This window comes from Marinomonas rhizomae, from assembly GCF_003315485.1.
Classification (GTDB): domain Bacteria; phylum Pseudomonadota; class Gammaproteobacteria; order Pseudomonadales; family Marinomonadaceae; genus Marinomonas; species Marinomonas rhizomae.
Window position 1 is genome coordinate 129,975 of record NZ_QNSE01000003.1, and the last position, 17,740, is coordinate 147,714.

A 17,740-nucleotide genomic window follows, 5' to 3' on the forward strand; every position below is an offset into this window, starting at 1 on the left:
TTATAGTTTTCTTATCAGATTTTAACAGCAGCCTGCTTAAGCGCGGGGAGATACAAAAATGAATTTTAAAGAAATGATCGACAATATGTCGCCTGAAGTTTATGTCAGGCTGAAACAAGCGGTAGAGCTTGGTAAATGGCCCAATGGTGTTAGATTGACAGCAGAGCAAACAGAGCTGTGTCTACAAGCTGTCATTACTTACGACTACAGCAACAAAGAAGAAAAAGACCGCGTTGGCTATATCGATACTACTGGCCACAAAAACGTCGAAAAGAAAGACCCAGCCAAAGAACAAGACACCATTAAATGGGTTGGCGATGGTCCTGAGGGACAAGCTTGATGTTGCAGGGCAGCCTAAAAAAAATGTTGACTGAGGTTGAAGGTGGCCAAGTCTATTACCATCTGAATCTAGAAAATGATCGTGTGCTGGTTAATGATTTGCTGGGTAAAAAAGTCTCTTTGCATCTTGATGGAAGGATTTTTTGTGTTAATTGCGGCAAGGCGACTAAAAAATCGTTTAGCCAAGGGTTTTGCTTTAACTGCTTTCGAAAGTTGGCCGCTTGTGACACTTGTATTATGAGCCCAGAAAAGTGCCACTTTCATCTGGGGACCTGTCGGGAGCCTGAGTGGGCCGAGCAGTATTGCATGCAAAGTCATTATGTTTATTTGGCCAATTCATCAGCCTTAAAAGTCGGCATTACTCGTGGCGATCAATTGCCTACTCGATGGATTGACCAAGGCGCCACTCAGGCGCGAGCCTTGTTTCGGGTACAAAATCGTAGAATGTCAGGTCTAGTTGAAACTTTATTTAAAACCCAAGTGGCGGATAAAACCAATTGGCGTAATATGCTCAAAGGATCATCAATCGAGATGGACCTTGAATATGAGCAAGAGCGTTTAATTGATCGACTTTATGAAGGACTGGACTCCTTGCAGCATGAGTTTGGTTTGCAGTCCATTACCGATTTGTCCGATGAAAATGAAACTCATGAATTTACCTACCCAGTGTTAGAATACCCAACCAAAGTGACCAGCCTTAATGCAGAAAAAACGCCACTGATCGAAGGTACTTTGATGGGAATTAAAGGTCAATATTGGATGTTAGATACTGGCGTGATAAACATTCGTAAATACACAGGTTACCAAGCGACATTGACATTTTAGGAGATAAGAACAAATGAAAGAGAGTCAGCCATCAGCGATTTATTTAAAAGACTATAAAGTTCCTCCTTTTCTTATTGATAAAACAGAGCTTACATTTGATCTAGACGAAGCAACAACCATTGTCACTTCACGTTTACATATGCGCCGAAATCCAGCATTCGGTAAATCAACAGCCCCTTTAATTTTAGACGGTGGTGAAGACGTTAAATTGATTGGTGTTGCCATGGATGACTATGCATTGCCGCCAGAAGAATACCGTATCAGTGAAGACAAATTAATTATTACTGCGACCGCTGACGAATTTGTTCTAACTTGTGAAACCTTAATAGAGCCGCAAAACAACACCCGCCTAGAAGGTCTTTATCGTTCGTCCTCTATGTTCTGTACGCAATGCGAAGCTGAAGGCTTTCGTCACATTACCTATTACCTGGATCGTCCTGACGTAATGTCTGTGTTTACCACAACTATCATTGCCGACGAAAATCGCTATCCCGTTATGTTGTCTAATGGTAATGAAGTAGAGCGTGGAAAAACGGACGAAGGTAAAACCGTTGTCGTATGGCACGATCCTTTCCCTAAGCCAGCGTACCTTTTTGCCTTGGTTGCCGGTGATTTAGCAGTAAAAAATGATGTGTTCACGACGCAAAGTAAGCGTGATATCAAACTGCAAATTTTTACCGAGGCACATAACCTTGATAAGGTTGATTATGCAATGGAGGCGCTGAAACGCTCTATGCGTTGGGACGAAGAAACCTACGGCCGAGAATACGATCTGGATATTTTTATGATCGTTGCCGTGGATGACTTCAATATGGGCGCGATGGAAAACAAAGGTCTGAATATTTTCAATTCTTCATGCTTGTTGGCCAGCCCAGAAACAACAACAGATGATACTTACTTACGTGTAGAAGCCATTGTGGCGCATGAATATTTCCATAACTGGTCAGGTAATCGTGTTACTTGTCGTGATTGGTTTCAGTTAAGCTTAAAAGAAGGCTTTACTGTATTCCGTGATCAAACCTTCTCTGCGGATATGCATTCAGAAACAGTGAAACGTGTCGAAGATGTTTCTTTCCTGAAAACAGCTCAGTTTGCAGAAGATGCTGGCCCAATGGCTCATCCTGTGCGTCCGGCTTCTTTTATTGAGATCTCAAATTTCTACACGCTGACCGTCTATGAAAAAGGCTCAGAAATTGTCCGCATGATCCATACCTTGTTAGGGGCAGAAAAGTTCCGTGCTGGTTCAGATTTATACTTTGATCGTCATGATGGGCAAGCGGTTACCTGTGATGATTTTATTGCTGCAATGCAAGATGCTTCGGGTTTTGATCTTTCTCAATTCAAGCGCTGGTACTCTCAAGCGGGTACCCCAATTGTGAAAGTGAAAGATAGCTTTGACGAAGCGACGGGGACATATCGCTTAACTATGTTGCAAGACACACCGGCTACTCCAGGCCAGCCAACAAAATTACCACTGCATATTCCTGTGCGCGTTGGTTTGCTAGATGAGCAGGGTAATGCCTTGTCTGCTGAATTAAATGGAGTGGCAGCAAAAGATCATGTGTTACATTTGCAATCTAGTGAACAAGAATTTGAGTTTAGCGGTTTAGCGGCGAAACCTGTGCCTTCTTTGTTACGTGGTTTTTCGGCACCAGTGAAATTGCATTATGACTATTCTTCAAAAGATTTGTTGTTATTGTTGTCTTCAGACACAGATGGCTTTAATCGTTGGAGTGCATCTCAACAACTGGCGGTAAATGAACTTACCACCTTGATCAATCAGGCTATTGAAGGGAAAAAGCTGTCGTTCGATTCTCAGTTGGTTCATGGGTTTAAAACGTTATTAAATGATGAAACATTAGACCCCGCTATGGTTGCCTTGATTCTTGCTTTGCCTAGTCAAGCATATTTGTCTGAGTTGGCAAATCCTATTTATCCTGCGGCAATTAAACAAGCACGCCAACATTTAAAATCGCAATTGGCTCATGCCTTGTCAGCAGATTTTGAACGAGTGTATCGCGAGCATAAGATCCAAGGTGAATACCAAGCGACCGCGAAAGATATAGCGCATCGCTCACTGAAGAACATAGCTCTATCTTATTGGGTTGAAACAAACAGTGAACTGGCTCAGCAGGAGCTTGTGGCGCAATTCCAGACAGCAAATAATATGACAGACCAATTTGCAGCCTTGTCTATAGCTGTTAACTCACAACATAAGCAAGCGGCAGAGCTATTGGCGGCTTTCTATGAGCAGTGGAAAGAAGAGCCATTGGTAGTGAATAAATGGCTGATGTTAAGTGCTAGTCAAGAGCAAGAAAGGGCATTGGCTACTGTGAAAGGCTTAATGGAGCATCCAGCTTTTGACCTGAAGAACCCGAATAAAGTTCGTTCTGTGCTCGGAGGTTTTGGGCAAAGTGTGACTGGCTTTCATAAAGCGGACGGCAGCGGTTATCACTTCTTAGCGGACCAAATTATTTTATTAAACAAACGCAATCCGCAAATTGCTTCTCGACTTTGTACACCATTAACCCGCTGGAAAAAATTGCAGCCAGAGTTAAGTGTGAAAATGAAAAGCGAACTAGAGCGTATTCTAGCGGAAGATTTGTCTAAAGATGTTTACGAAGTGATTTCTAAAAGCCTTGCTTAGCACTTAGAAGACATATAGCTCAGTAATTCAAAGCCCTTGCGGATTTTTCCTCACGGGCTTTTTTTGATTTGTTTGATACTGTTTCGAGTGTGGACTTTACTACTTCTTTGCATTCTATATTTAAATCTGGCATAAGAGTAAGGACGGTGAAAATAAGTCCTCTGTCTTTGTATGCGGATAAAAGCTTGTTATTAGAGGCGAGTACCGAATGTGAATAATGGTTTTATTATCGAGGTGCTCAACAAAGAGTTTAGGCTTTTAAATCATGCCCTACGGGTCACTCAGAGAAACTGAGCCTTAGCAGATTTATTCGCACCTTCTTTTACCTACTTGTCGACCTTGAGTTTATTAAGGAGCGAAAAATGAAAGCACGTACGACGATTTTGATTCCTCTTGCCTTTGGCTTGATGATTGCTGGATGTACATCGTCCTCACGTCAACAGACAGAGTCTCTGATTGATGAAACCACTAGCTCAGCAGAATCAGTCTCTCAAACTCCCCAAAACTCTATTGTCAGCGAAAAAGAAATCAAATTAGAAAAAGAGTTAGCGTCAAAAAGTTCTCTTATTAATTCCCTTCAACAGAAACTTGCGGATAACAAAAAGCAGCTAGCTTCATTAAATATATCCCTAGATGAAAAAGATGCCATTATCGCAAATTTGCAGAATACACCTTCTAGCGCAAAATCTTTAGCCGCATTAGAAGAGCAAAAGAAGCAACGTGAAATGCTTGAAGCTCGCTATGCAGCATTAAAGTTAGATAATAATTTATTAACTCGGCGTATTGGTCAGCTAGAAAATGAGAATACATCGTTAAAACAGCAAGTTTCTACTTTAGAAAATATGCCAACGACACAAGATGGCTTCAAGCAAAGTTATTTTAATTTGTTGGATGAAAATACTCAGCTACAAGGCAAGTACGCTAATTTAGAATCCGACAATCAAGCCAATCAAAAACGTCTAGCGGCTCTGAAAAAAGAAAACCTTATGTTGGGTGGCGCTTTATCAGAGGCGAGAGCCCAGCATCAAGTTTTGTGGGATAAAATTCATTCATTAGGTGGTGATGATTCTTCTCGCTCCGAAAAAATGCCGCAATTAGCTACTTCAATTACTCAACCTGTTGTGAATGATAATTCAGATTACGAGCGTCAAGATACACAGATGCAGATTGAGTTGGCCGATTTGAAAAATCAGCTGCTCAAGCAGAAAGCGCTTGTTGATCAATATAAGAGTGATATCTTGGAACTAGAGGCCGATCTTGATGAAGGGGCTAATTTTGAGTCGCGTTGGAAAGAGCTTGATAATAAATTGGCTCAAGCGCAACAAAAAAATGCCGCATTGACCGCTCAGCTTAATGCACTTGGAGAAGAATTGAATGCAAGTCAAACGGAGCTGAGCGTCTTGTCGGCTCGGCTTGCAAGTACAAAACAGGAGTTAGAGACAAAAGAAAATAGTGGCATTTCAGTTACCGCTGCAATAGAAGCCTTGCAGTTGCAAATGAGCTCCTCATTACACAATGTACAGTGGGAGCTACCTAATGAAATTGCTTTGCATGATAATTTTGAAATTTTGGTGTCTGCTGACGTTCGTCCGTCACTTTCTGAGCAAGCCTACCAAGCAGAATTAGTCACCGACAGTGATATTCAAATGATCAGTGACAAGACGGCTAGTGCTGTGGTTCAGAATGGGCGTTTGCAATGGCGTTGGCGTGTAGCAGGCTTAAACGAGAAGCCAGAAGCACAACTAAATTTATTTGTAAGTCAGCAAATCTCTTTTCAAAACCAAACTATTCAGCGACAAGTGTACCGAGGTAATGAAACCCTATCTTTGATAAATACTAATTTGTTTGAGAAATACGGTTATTGGGGAGGCGCTATTTTGCTTGGTTTGTTAGGTGGCTTTCTTGTGGGTCGCATGAACAAATCAAAAAGCAACCAAGATTTGAACGTTTAGAGTCACAGCTGCATGGTACAAAAAAAGCGAAGCTCGCCTTAATTGGCGCGTTTCGCTTTTTTTTCCTCGGATCATTCAACTCCTCATTACTTTTTTTCAACGCGACAACGGTGACTTTTCGGTATAGTACGTTTGCATATTCTTTTTTGAGGTGGTGAGAGTGGTAAAGTCCGATTCGTATTCTATTATTGAGAAGCGATTAGCTGAAAACGTATTGATACTAGATGGCGCCATGGGCACCATGATTCAGGGGTATAAATTAGAAGAACAAGATTATCGCGGTGAACGTTTTGCAGATTGGAATAGTGATTTAAAAGGTAATAATGACCTACTTTCCTTGACTCAGCCAAAGATTATCAAAGATATTTATTCCAGTTATCTTGCTGCTGGCGCGGACATCATTGAAACCAACACTTTTAACGCCAATTACATTTCCATGCTGGATTATCACATGGAAGACCTAAGCTATGAACTAAATTTCGAATCGGCTCGTTTAGCTCGTGAAGCCGCAGACGAATTCACTAAACAAAACCCAAATAAGCCACGATTTGTTGCTGGCGCGGTTGGTCCAACTAGCCGTACTTGTACTATTTCTCCTGACGTAAACGATCCAGGTTTTCGTAATATACATTTTGATGAGTTAGTCGACGCTTATACAACGGCCGTTGATGGCTTAATCAAGGGTGGGGTCGATATTCTGTTAATCGAAACTATTTTTGATACCTTGAATGCAAAAGCGGCTATTTACGCGGTTCTGGATTATTTTGAAAAAAATAGTGTTCGTTTTCCAATTATGATTTCTGGCACCATTACGGATGCCTCTGGCCGCACCTTATCGGGTCAAACAACGGAAGCATTCTGGAATTCTATTTCTCATGCCAAACCTATTTCTGTCGGTTTGAACTGCGCTTTAGGGCCAAAAGAATTACGTCAGTACGTGGAAGAGCTTTCACGTATTGCGGATACACATGTGTCAGCTCACCCGAATGCAGGCTTGCCTAATGCGTTTGGTGAATACGACGAATCACCAGAAGAGATGCTGGAAGAGATTCAGGGCTGGGTAGATTCTGGCTTTTTGAACATCATCGGTGGTTGTTGTGGTACCGCTCCGTCACATATTGAAACCTTTGCTAAAGCCTTCGCAGATTCAAAGCCTCGAGTTATTCCTATTGTCGAAAAAGCGTGTCGATTGTCTGGCCTTGAACCCTTCAATATCGATAGCAATAGCTTGTTTGTGAACGTGGGCGAAAGAACCAACGTGACCGGTTCGGCAATGTTCAAACGTCTTATTAAAGAAGGTGATTTCGATACTGCACTGGATGTAGCTCGCCAGCAAGTTGAAAACGGCGCACAGATTATCGACATCAATATGGATGAAGGCATGCTGGACTCTCAGGCTGCGATGGAGCGTTTCCTTAAGCTCATTGCGTCTGAACCTGATATTTCACGTGTACCTATCATGTTGGATTCTTCTAAGTGGGAAATCTTAGAAGCCGGATTGAAGTGGATCCAAGGGAAAGGCGTCGTTAACTCTATCAGTATGAAAGAGGGCGAAGATAAATTTCGTGAGCAAGCGCGCAAACTAATGAAGTATGGCGCGGCGGTCATTGTCATGGCGTTTGACGAAGTTGGCCAAGCGGATACACGTGCTCGTAAAATCGAAATTTGCCGACGCTCGTACCATATTTTAGTGGATGAAGTAGGCTATCCACCAGAAGATATTATTTTTGATCCGAATATTTTTGCCATCGCAACAGGGATTGAAGAGCACAACCGTTATGCTTTGGACTTTATCGAGGCGACAGGTGATATCACTCGTGAATTACCTTACGCCAAAGTCTCTGGTGGTGTTTCTAACGTCTCTTTCTCTTTTCGTGGTAATAACCCTGTTCGTGAAGCGATTCATGCGGTGTTTTTATACCACGCCATCAAACAAGGTATGACGATGGGTATCGTTAATGCAGGGCAGCTTGCCTTGTATGAGGATATTCCACCTAAGCTTCGTAATGCAGTAGAAGATGCCGTGTTGAACCGCACGCCAGATGCAACGGACAATTTGTTAGCTATCGCTGGAGAATTTGCGGGAACGGGTGAAGTTGCGGAAAAAGAAACCCAAGAATGGCGTGGGTTACCTGTGTCAGAGCGCCTTAGTCACGCGCTAGTTAAAGGTATAACAGAATTCATTGATGAAGATACTGAAGAAGCACGCCAAGCCTTTGCTCGACCTTTAGAAGTAATTGAAGGGCCATTAATGGATGGTATGAGCATAGTCGGCGACTTGTTTGGTTCCGGTAAAATGTTCTTGCCGCAAGTCGTTAAATCCGCACGAGTCATGAAAAAAGCCGTTGCCTACTTGATGCCTTATATCGAAGAAGAAAAACGCCTTAACATGGATACCGCATCGTCTAGTAATGGCAAGATCGTTATGGCGACAGTGAAGGGGGACGTACATGATATCGGTAAAAATATTGTAGGCGTTGTTCTGCAATGTAATAACTTTGAAGTGATTGATCTTGGTGTCATGGTGCCTGCCGAGAAAATTTTGCGTACAGCAAAAGACGAAGGCGCGGACATGATTGGTCTTTCTGGCCTTATTACACCCTCGCTTGATGAAATGGTGCACGTAGCAAAAGAGATGGAACGACAAGGGTTTGATCTGCCAGTGATGATCGGTGGTGCAACTACATCGAAAGCACATACAGCGGTAAAAATCGAGCAGAACTATAAGCGTAATCAAGTGGTACATGTTACCAATGCGTCGCGAAGTGTTGGTGTAGCGAGTGCTTTGTTAAGCAAAGACAAAGAGCGTCGTCAAACATTTGTTGATGAAATTAAATCGGATTACGAAAAAACACGTATTCGTTATAAAGACCGTGTCAAAGCGGGTCGTCGAGTCTCCTTGGATAAAGCCCGTCAGAATAAAGGCCCTATTGCGTTTGATGCTAGTAACGTAGTTCAACCTAAAAAGCTTGGTATTACCGTGCTCACTGAAAACGATATCGATCTTAAACAGGTCAAAGAGTATATAGATTGGACGCCATTCTTCCAAACATGGGAACTGGCTGGCGCCTATCCGCGGATTCTTACTGATGAAGTAGTCGGTGCTGAGGCAACACGTGTTTTTGAAGATGCATTGAAGATGCTAGATGAAGTAATCGCTACTAAGTGCTTGCAGGCTCGCGCAGTGGTTGGTTTATTCCCTGCTAACCAAGTAAATCATGATGATATTGAAATCTATACAGACGAGTCTCGTAGTGACGTCGTTGAGCGCTTGTCATTCCTTCGAATTCAGAACGAATTAACAGCGCCAGGTAAATATAACCACAGTCTAGCGGACTTTGTGGCACCAAAAGAAAGTGGTGTCGCGGATTATATTGGTGCTTTTGCCTGCGCTGCAGGGTTTGGTATTGATCCTCTTGTGGAGAAATATGAAGCAGATCATGATGATTATAACTCTATTATGATCAAGGCAGTGGCGGATCGATTGGCTGAAGCAACTGCAGAATATTTACACGAAAAGGTGCGTAAAGAATTTTGGGGTTATGCAGAAGCTGAAGAGCTAACCAATGCGCAATTGATCAAAGAGAAGTACCAAGGCATTCGTCCGGCACCAGGCTATCCAGCTTGCCCTGATCACACTGAGAAAGCCAAGCTGTGGACCTTGCTGGATGTCAAAGAAAAGATTGATATGGAGATCACTGAGAGCTTTGCTATGCTGCCTACAGCGGCAGTAAGCGGCTGGTACTTTGCCCATCCAGATGCCACTTATTTTGGTGTCGGCAAGATAGGTCCAGATCAAGTGGACAGTTATGCAGAGCGTAAGGGGATGAGTAAAGATGATGCCGAGCGTTGGTTAGCACCAAATCTTGGTTATGATCCTGAAGATGACCGCATTTAATTTTCTTCTCCGCCACTAATATTCAAATAAATCTAATCTGCGACACTCGCCATCGCAGATTAGATTTTGCTCTTTTTCAAGGATATTTTTATGTCAAAAACCATTAAAGATCCAGATCAGCATAAAAGACGCATGCAAGCAATTAAATCGCATGTTGATAAACGTATTGCTAAAGCCCAAGAGGATAAAGGAACGTTTGTTCTGCTGACTGGCAATGGCAAGGGGAAGTCCAGTTCTGCACTGGGGATGGTAGCTCGTGCTTTAGGTCATGGTATGAAGGTGGGCGTAGTTCAATTCTTGAAAGGGGAATGGAATACGGGCGAAATTGATTTTTTCAAGCAGCAAGCTAATGTGCAATGGGAAATTATGCCTGCAGGATTTACTTGGGAAACACAAAATCGTGATTCGGATATTGTTTCCTCTGAACAAGCGTGGGAAAAAGCCGCCACTATGTTGTCTGATCCAAGTATCGATTTAGTTGTTCTAGACGAGTTAACCTACTTGCTACATTACGAGTATTTACTTGAAGATACTGTGCTTGGCGCACTTATGAATCGTCCTGAGAGTCAGCACCTTGTGGTGACTGGCCGTGGCGCGTCAGATGCTTTAATTGAGCTGGCAGACACGGTTAGTGAGATAAAAGAAGTAAAACATGCATTTAAGCGCGGCATTAAAGCGCAAAAAGGGCTGGAGTTTTAATGCTGTGTCGTTTTATATTAGTCGCCCTATAGTTTTCTAGAGAATATTATAGGGCATATTCTAATAATAAAATTATGATTTTTCACACTCAATTTAATAGAGGTTTTTATGGCAACAATTGAACGCATGGAAGTTGGTCAGCGCATGAGTCGTATCGTTAAGCACAATGAAACGGTCTATCTTTGCGGACAAGTTGGTGCTGACGCAAATACTGACATTACTGAGCAAACCAAAACTATGCTGGATAAAGTAGATGTTTTGTTAGAGCAAGCTGGAACAGATAGATCCTATATTTTATCAGCAACTATTTACCTTCGTGATATGAAGGATTTTACAGCAATGAATGCTGTTTGGGATGCGTGGATCCCTGAAGGCCATGCTCCAGCTAGAGCCTGTGTTGAAGCTAGGTTGGCGCGACCTGAGTTATTGGTCGAAATATCTGTCGTTGCCGCTTTAAAATAATGATGCCAGGTAGGCTGGAGTCGTTTTGCTCCAGTCTATTTTATTTTGCGCCCTTAAAGCTTTTGTTATTTTAGTTTCTTTTTACAACTACATTGCTTTCAACCAAGGCATTACTCAATACCCGAATAGTTCTTGCCATATCGCGCGATAAGTTCATCAGCAAAATCCCAAAATCAAATGGGTATTTATCGTGAAAGTCGCTGAATAGCTGGCTGGATATTTCAAGCAGCAAACTGTCTTCAAGCGCACATAGACTGCCAACACGTTCATGCAAGGCAATCATCGATACAAAGCCAATGGCTTCCCCGAAGCAGATCGTTCTGGTTCGCAGCTTTTTCTCTCCATGTTGCTTATAAAAATCTAGCTTTCCATGCAAAACTGCATGAAAACTCTCCCCCTTACTACCATAGGAAAAAATTTCATCGCCCTTAGTGACTTTGTGCAAAACACCTTCATTTAATAAAAACTGAATAGATGTTTCTGATAGGGCGCCAAAAATAGAGCCTTCTTTTAAATGCGCTGGCGATGTGTCGTATTGTATTTCTCTTGCTTGGACGGTTTTCATTGTTTTCTCCGTCTATGTCAGTTCTTTATATATCATCGGCCAAACTCTTTATTTCTGAATAGCCGAGAGACTTATATTAGTTTTAGGCTGATTTTGGCTAAAAGAGTAGTATCGTTTTGTATTCTATTGATAGCTTTTGGACTCTGTCTGTAACAGTAAGTTCGGCTTTTTTAGGTAATAAGCAGTTTCACCCTTAAAGAGTCTACTCAATCTGTGCGATAATGTATGAATAAGCTTTGCTCTGACGGCTGAGTCCACTAAGAGCACCATTATTTACCTCATGATAAACGGAAGAATACTTTGTTAACGACGGCTAACATCACCATGCAATTTGGTGCAAAACCTCTTTTTGAAAACGTCTCTGTTAAATTTGGAGAAGGAAAGCGTTACGGTCTTATCGGCGCAAATGGATGTGGTAAATCCACTTTTATGAAAATTCTAGGTGGTGACTTGGAACCAAGCTCAGGCAACGTTTCAAAAGATCCAAATGAGCGTCTTGGTAAATTGAAACAGGATCAATTTGCTTACGAAGAGTATTCTGTTATTGATACCGTTATCATGGGTCACACAGAGCTTTGGGCTATCAAGTCTGAAAAAGATGCTATCTATGCTAACCTTGAAATGACTGAAGCGGACGGTTTACGTGCTGGCGACCTAGAAGCCGAATTTGCCGAAATGGACGGTTACACTGCGGATGCTCGTGCAGGAGAGTTGTTGCTAGGCGTTGGGATTCCTACAGAGCAACATTACGGCTTGATGAGTGAAGTTGCTCCAGGTTTAAAGCTTCGAGTCTTGTTGGCTCAAGCCTTGTTCTCTGATCCTGAAATTCTGTTGCTTGATGAGCCAACAAACAACTTGGACATCAATACTATCCGTTGGTTAGAGGGTGTGTTAGTAGAGCGTAATTGCACCATGATCATCATTTCCCATGACCGTCACTTTTTAAACTCTGTTTGTACCAACATGGCAGATTTGGATTACGGTGAGTTGCGTTTGTTCTCAGGCAATTATGATGAGTATATGACAGCGGCAACACAGGCTCGTGAGCGTCTATTATCTGACAATGCGAAGAAAAAAGCTCAAATCAATGAATTGAAATCTTTCGTTAGTCGTTTTTCTGCCAACGCGTCTAAATCTAAGCAAGCGACATCTCGTGCTAAGCAAATTGATAAAATTCAACTTGAAGAAGTTAAGCCTTCCAGCCGTCAAAACCCATTTATTCGCTTTGAGCAAGAAAAGAAACTGCATCGTATGGCCGTGCAAATTGAAAATGTTGCCAAATCATACGACGAAGAGTTATTCAGTGGTTTAAATATGATGCTTGAAGTCGGTGAGCGTGTTGCGGTTATCGGGCCAAACGGTATCGGTAAAACCACATTGCTTAAGTGTTTGGTTGGTGACACCGATTTAACCAAAGGTGAAGTGAAGTGGTCCGAAAATGCCAATATTGGTTATTATGCTCAGGATCATGCTCATGAATTTGAAAAAGACGTTGATTTGATTGAATGGATGGGGCAATGGGGTCAAGAGGGCGATGATGAGCAAGTGATTCGTGGCACCTTGGGTCGCCTTTTGTTTTCTCAGAGTGACATCAAGAAATCTGTCAAAGTACTTTCTGGTGGTGAACAAGGGCGCATGCTGTTTGGTAAGTTGATGCTACAAAAACCTAACGTTCTTGTTATGGATGAGCCAACTAACCACATGGACATGGAGTCGATAGAATCGTTGAACTTAGCGCTTGAAAACTATCCAGGTACTTTGATTTTTGTCAGTCATGACCGTGAATTCGTGTCGTCTTTGGCAACTCGTATTGTAGAAGTGACTAGTGAGGGCATTGTCGACTTCCATGGTACTTACGATGAGTACTTGGCTAAAATAGACGCTTAAACTGAGAGATCATATTCTTGGAATAAAAAAAGAAGGCCGAGAGCCTTCTTTTTTATGTGCTTATAATGGTAAAAATAGATGGGGGGTGATTTAAAGTATTTAGCCCTTACGTCTGTCTACATATAATTCTGGTTCTTTGTATTCAAGAACTTCAACCTCGTCACCCACGTGCACAGCTCCAGTGTTAAGTGCAACCATATTAAGGCCAAAAGTAATACTTTCCTTTCCTAGTAAGCGAAATTTAGCTAGAGTTTTAAGTGGTTCGCCTTTTTTACTTCGTTGGGCTGTATTTGGGTTTAATGTTGTGAAAATACAGCGGTCACAAGGCTTAACGTTCTCAAACTCCACCTCACCAATACGAATTCGCTTCCAGCTGTCTTCTTCAAACGGCTTATTGCCTTTAATTACCAAATTTGGACGGAATTGAGCCATTTTAATATCTTCAGGGCATGTTCTATTGAGCTCAGTCAGAGAGGCTTCCGTCGTCAATAAAAAAGGATATCCATCGGCAAAGCTTACAGGGACTTCAGGTCTTCTCTTAGTAAAACGCTCTGATTTTTCACCAAAATACACTAATTTTACTGTTTCTCCTGCTATCTCGCTAAACCACGCATTAGCGTTCTCTTGTGTTCGCTGCGCGTTGACTAAATTTTCCCAAACGGTGACTTCTGCATAATTACTAGAAAAGGTGGGTAAATTTAGAGATAGACCATGAATGAGATTAGGATGAGAAAGTTGCCACGCACCGTCTTTGCTAGGCTTGGCCGTTACTAATGTTAGGTTAGGATGCTTTCGCCCCGTGACGAATTCGCCATCAGGTTTTACTATCATATAGCGTCGATCTCCACAGAGCCCGGCGCTTTCGACTTCACTTGATAATAAGGAAATACCCTGAATGGACTTGATAGGATAGATGACGAGTTCACTTAGGGTATACGACATGAAAAGTCCCATTTTGTGCTGTAGATAAAAAATAGGCTATTATTGCTTAACGAGAAAGTCATTCCAAATAAAAAAGCCTCAGAAAATAAATTTCTGAGGCTTTTTTAGTTTAAGCAAACTACTTACAAGTAGTATGACGCTAAAGGTGGGAAGCCATTAAACTCTACCGCACTATAGGTTGTTGTGTATGCGCCAGTTGATAACCAGTACATACGATCGCCAATTGCCAAATTCAATGGCAGGCCATATTTGTAGTTTTCATACATAATGTCGGCGCTATCGCAGGTTGGCCCAGCGATAATGACTTCTTCTAATTCACCGCCTTTATCAACGTGAATCGGGTATTTGATCGATTCATCTAGGGTTTCAATTAAACCAGAGAATTTACCAACGTCTGTGAATACCCAGCGATTTAGTGCTGTATGTGATTTACGAGAAATCAATACGACTTCGCTGACAAGTACACCAGCGTTCGAGATCAAAGAGCGACCCGGTTCTAGAATAATACGAGGCAAATCCGTGCCAAAATCTTCTTCTAAGAAGCGTGTGATTTCTTCTGCATAAGTGGCTAAGTCATTGGTGCGAGCAATGTAGTTTGCAGGGAACCCGCCTCCCATATTGATCATTTCTAATACGATACCATCTTCTTCTTTAAGGCGTTCAAAAATGACTTTCACACTAGCAATAGCAGCATCCCATGCGCCAATATCACGTTGTTGAGAACCAACATGGAACGAGATGCCATAAGGTATTAAACCTAACTCTTTGGCAAGCACAAGCAAGTCCATCGCCATGTCAGGTCGGCAGCCGAACTTACGTGAAAGAGGCCAGTCAGCTGTCACAGTACCTTCTGTCAAAATACGAACATAAACACGTGAGCCGGGGGCGGCTTTTGCTATGTTGCGTAAGTCTGCTTCAGAATCAGTTGCAAACATGCGTACGCCTTTTTCATAAAAGTAACGCACATCTTTGGCTTTCTTGATGGTGTTGCCATAGCTAACTTGATCTGGTGAAATACCACCGATTGCAAATAGCTTATCCAATTCATAACGTGATGCCACATCAAAATTTGAGCCACGATCACGTAATAAAGTCAGAATTTCTGGCGCTGGGTTAGCTTTAATCGCGTAAAAAATATCAGCGACAGGAAAGCCTTTTGTTAGTTCTGTGTAGGCCTCATCGATAATATCTGTATCGATTACAACAAAAGGGGTGTCTTTGGTTTCTGCAAACGCTTTAAAACGGGCGAAACGCTCAGGTGTGTAGAAAGAATTGACGTCAGTAGTCATGGATTTAAGGCTCCTTAATTATGCAAAACATAAACCGATTTAATAAGTAAACGCCTTTACCTTCTCCCGTCCTACTTATGGCTGTTACTTATCCGGCATTAGAGCCTTAAGCGACGAGCGCAGCAGTTGAAGCGGTGCGGATTATGTTCAGCAATGACGCGGGCGAAATTTAAGGTGCAAGAGGTCTTGGGTCAAGCGTTTTTTCATATTTTAGATTAAAAAAAAGAGACTATAAAAGTCTCCGGATTTTTATATCTATTTTTGCGTGATCCGAGTCTGAAAATAATGTAATCCACTACCTACAATTAAGGCGGCAACAAAGTAAAAGCCCTCACTTGGGTTATTAACTAAAGCGGTTAGTCCAGGTCCTGGACAATAGCCACTAATTCCCCAGCCGATGCCAAAAAGTGATGATCCAATAATTAGTTTTGAGTCAATATGGCGCAGAGTGGGAACTTGCCATTTGCTGGCTAACATCGGAGCCATACGTTTTCGTTTTACAGCGTAACCAATCATACCGACAGTAATGGCACTTGCCATGACAATGATTAAAGATGGGTTCCATTCACCGAAAATATCTAAGAAACCCAGCACCACTGTTGGGTTGGTCATTTCTGAAAACGCTAGACCTAAGCCAAATAATAAACCCGCGGCGAGAGTAACAATTGCATACATTAGTTTTCTCCTAATTAAGAACAGCGACAGTAATTATAGCGGCAGCCATAAAAATTAAGGTTGCGATGATTGAACGGGGAGAAAGCCGTGATATACCACAAACACCGTGACCACTTGTACATCCACCGCCAAGTCGTGTTCCATAGCCGACGAGCAAGCCAGATACGATTAAAAGTATAGGGCTTCTAGTTTCAGGGAAGGCAACTGTTTTTTCGGTTAAAATGCCATAGGCACCACCACCGACAATTAACCCTGCAATGAACAAGAAGGGCAAAAAACGTTCTTTGTTAAAAAGTAATTGAGATAATATTCCACTAATGCCAATCACTTTACCAATAGCAAGAAGGTAGATTGTGGCGGTTAGGCCTATTAGTAGACCCCCCGCGAGAGGGTTGAAAATGGTATCCATAATTGGGGCTCTCTCATTAATATAAGTATATTCTAATATATATTCATGAGAAAAGTCTAATATAAAGTAAGAAACGCAACCCTGTCTTTTGTTTGTTGAGAGTTCCACAGTCTTTACCTATTGCCTAGAGGATATTAAAAGGCTCTCATTGTATTCTTATGGCATTAAGGAGTAGTAAATGAACGATTTGTGGCTGGGTGCTGGCATTGGTGAGGCTGATTATGTGTTTGTTTTGCCAAATAAGCCCGTTTTACCCAGGTTTTTTGATACGTCATTTTTAAATAGGCCTAATGTCTCTTTATTAATTGAACTAAATGGTAATCATTGGCGTAAAATCTTTACTATCATGGCAAAGTTGACGGCGCCTCGTTATGATTCGTGGAAATCATTCCGTGATAAAGAGTTACTAACCAAAGTGGGGATCGCCTTTTCTCTAGATCAACTGCATGATTACGAAGGCTTGGTTTTTGTTGTTGGTAATACATTTAGGGATGAGCTACCAGTTGATTCTTCTGCACACAAAGTAGGTAACGTACATACTTCATTTGTGTACCCACCGTATGTTTGGTGTCCATATTTAGATTACCGACAATTCCCTAATACCTTAATTGAAGCTCTACGCGAGTATATTTTGGAGAAAAAATGTTAAACGCTTTAAAAAGTCTTTTTAGTTTTCCTGTAGAGCAGGGTGAGCAAATATCTTATCAGAAAGCTGTGGCTGCTCTACTCATGGAAGTGATGCTGGCTGACAATGAAATTAATGAGATGGAAGTAAATCAAGTTAAGCGTTTTCTTCGTGAGGTGAGTGAGTTGGGAGATGATATAGATATTCTCTACGAGGAAGCTCGAACAGGTGTAGATGCTGCTAACGACCTTTATCAATTCACTAAGGTGATTAACGAAACGGCAAATTTAGAGCAGAAGATGTTACTTTTAAAAGCTCTGTGGCGTGTTGCCCTTGCTGATGGTGATATTGACTCATATGAAGATCATCGTATCCGCACTATTAGTGAATTGCTATTTATGCCTCACTCTGAATTTATTCAAGCAAAATTATTTGTCTTGGACGAGATGAAAACCGATAAATGAGAAGCAAAAAAAACGCGGCCATTGCCGCGTTTTTTGACTGGTCTTACTCAACTATTTATATA

Annotated in this window: 15 protein-coding genes; 10 read left to right on the forward strand and 5 right to left on the reverse strand. The window is 41.8% G+C overall.

What is annotated here, in order from left to right:
• Positions 1 to 58 precede the first annotated feature (58 nt).
• The 7 genes from DFP80_RS04230 (at position 59) to DFP80_RS04260 (ending at position 10,822) form a co-directional block, all read left to right on the forward strand.
• On the forward strand, positions 59 to 340 hold the full coding sequence (locus tag DFP80_RS04230) for a YeaC family protein (RefSeq protein WP_113915576.1): 282 nt from the start codon (positions 59 to 61) through the stop codon (positions 338 to 340).
• On the forward strand, positions 340 to 1,164 hold the full coding sequence (locus tag DFP80_RS04235) for a DUF2797 domain-containing protein (RefSeq protein WP_113915577.1): 825 nt from the start codon (positions 340 to 342) through the stop codon (positions 1,162 to 1,164). Before DFP80_RS04230 ends, DFP80_RS04235 begins: the two co-directional genes overlap by 1 nt.
• Before the next feature lie 13 nt (positions 1,165 to 1,177).
• Positions 1,178 to 3,811, forward strand: coding sequence for an aminopeptidase N (gene pepN, locus DFP80_RS04240; protein ID WP_113915578.1), 2,634 nt, complete (start codon positions 1,178 to 1,180; stop codon positions 3,809 to 3,811).
• 362 nt (positions 3,812 to 4,173) lie between these two features.
• Positions 4,174 to 5,763 carry a coiled-coil domain-containing protein gene (locus DFP80_RS04245; protein WP_113915579.1) on the forward strand — a complete coding sequence of 530 codons (1,590 nt, stop codon included), beginning with the start codon at positions 4,174 to 4,176 and terminating at the stop codon, positions 5,761 to 5,763.
• Between the two features lie 160 nt (positions 5,764 to 5,923).
• The gene (gene metH / locus DFP80_RS04250) at positions 5,924 to 9,661 is read left to right on the forward strand and encodes a methionine synthase (RefSeq protein WP_113915580.1); all 3,738 of its coding nucleotides are present in this window, start codon (positions 5,924 to 5,926) and stop codon (positions 9,659 to 9,661) included.
• A gap of 90 nt (positions 9,662 to 9,751) precedes the next feature.
• Entirely contained in the window at positions 9,752 to 10,360 is a 609-nt protein-coding gene (gene cobO / locus DFP80_RS04255) for a cob(I)yrinic acid a,c-diamide adenosyltransferase (RefSeq protein WP_113915581.1), read from the forward strand.
• Positions 10,361 to 10,468: 108 nt separating this feature from the next.
• Positions 10,469 to 10,822, forward strand: a complete 354-nt coding sequence (locus DFP80_RS04260) for a RidA family protein (protein ID WP_113915582.1) — start codon at positions 10,469 to 10,471, stop codon at positions 10,820 to 10,822.
• Positions 10,823 to 10,892: 70 nt separating this feature from the next.
• On the opposite strand, the gene DFP80_RS04265 is transcribed toward DFP80_RS04260, so the two are convergent.
• Entirely contained in the window at positions 10,893 to 11,387 is a 495-nt protein-coding gene (locus DFP80_RS04265) for a cyclic nucleotide-binding domain-containing protein (protein ID WP_113915583.1), read from the reverse strand.
• Positions 11,388 to 11,687: 300 nt separating this feature from the next.
• Between DFP80_RS04265 and DFP80_RS04270 the strand changes: the two genes are divergently transcribed.
• Positions 11,688 to 13,274, forward strand: a complete 1,587-nt coding sequence (locus DFP80_RS04270) for an ABC-F family ATPase (RefSeq protein WP_113915584.1) — start codon at positions 11,688 to 11,690, stop codon at positions 13,272 to 13,274.
• A 99-nt stretch (positions 13,275 to 13,373) separates the two neighbouring features.
• On the opposite strand, the gene DFP80_RS04275 is transcribed toward DFP80_RS04270, so the two are convergent.
• From DFP80_RS04275 to DFP80_RS04290, 4 genes are all read right to left on the reverse strand, one after another.
• Entirely contained in the window at positions 13,374 to 14,216 is an 843-nt protein-coding gene (locus DFP80_RS04275) for an MOSC domain-containing protein (protein WP_113915585.1), read from the reverse strand.
• 122 nt (positions 14,217 to 14,338) lie between these two features.
• Positions 14,339 to 15,505, reverse strand: a complete 1,167-nt coding sequence (locus DFP80_RS04280; RefSeq protein WP_113915586.1) for a type III PLP-dependent enzyme — start codon at positions 15,503 to 15,505, stop codon at positions 14,339 to 14,341.
• Positions 15,506 to 15,760: 255 nt separating this feature from the next.
• On the reverse strand, positions 15,761 to 16,180 hold the full coding sequence (locus DFP80_RS04285; RefSeq protein WP_113915587.1) for a DUF6691 family protein: 420 nt from the start codon (positions 16,178 to 16,180) through the stop codon (positions 15,761 to 15,763).
• 10 nt (positions 16,181 to 16,190) lie between these two features.
• A complete protein-coding gene (locus tag DFP80_RS04290; protein WP_113915588.1) occupies positions 16,191 to 16,589 on the reverse strand; it encodes a YeeE/YedE family protein in 399 nt (132 codons plus the stop codon).
• Between the two features lie 178 nt (positions 16,590 to 16,767).
• Between DFP80_RS04290 and DFP80_RS04295 the strand changes: the two genes are divergently transcribed.
• Positions 16,768 to 17,238, forward strand: coding sequence for a DUF6942 family protein (locus tag DFP80_RS04295; protein WP_113915589.1), 471 nt, complete (start codon positions 16,768 to 16,770; stop codon positions 17,236 to 17,238).
• Positions 17,232 to 17,678, forward strand: a complete 447-nt coding sequence (locus DFP80_RS04300; protein WP_113915590.1) for a tellurite resistance TerB family protein — start codon at positions 17,232 to 17,234, stop codon at positions 17,676 to 17,678. Before DFP80_RS04295 ends, DFP80_RS04300 begins: the two co-directional genes overlap by 7 nt.
• Positions 17,679 to 17,740 lie beyond the last annotated feature (62 nt).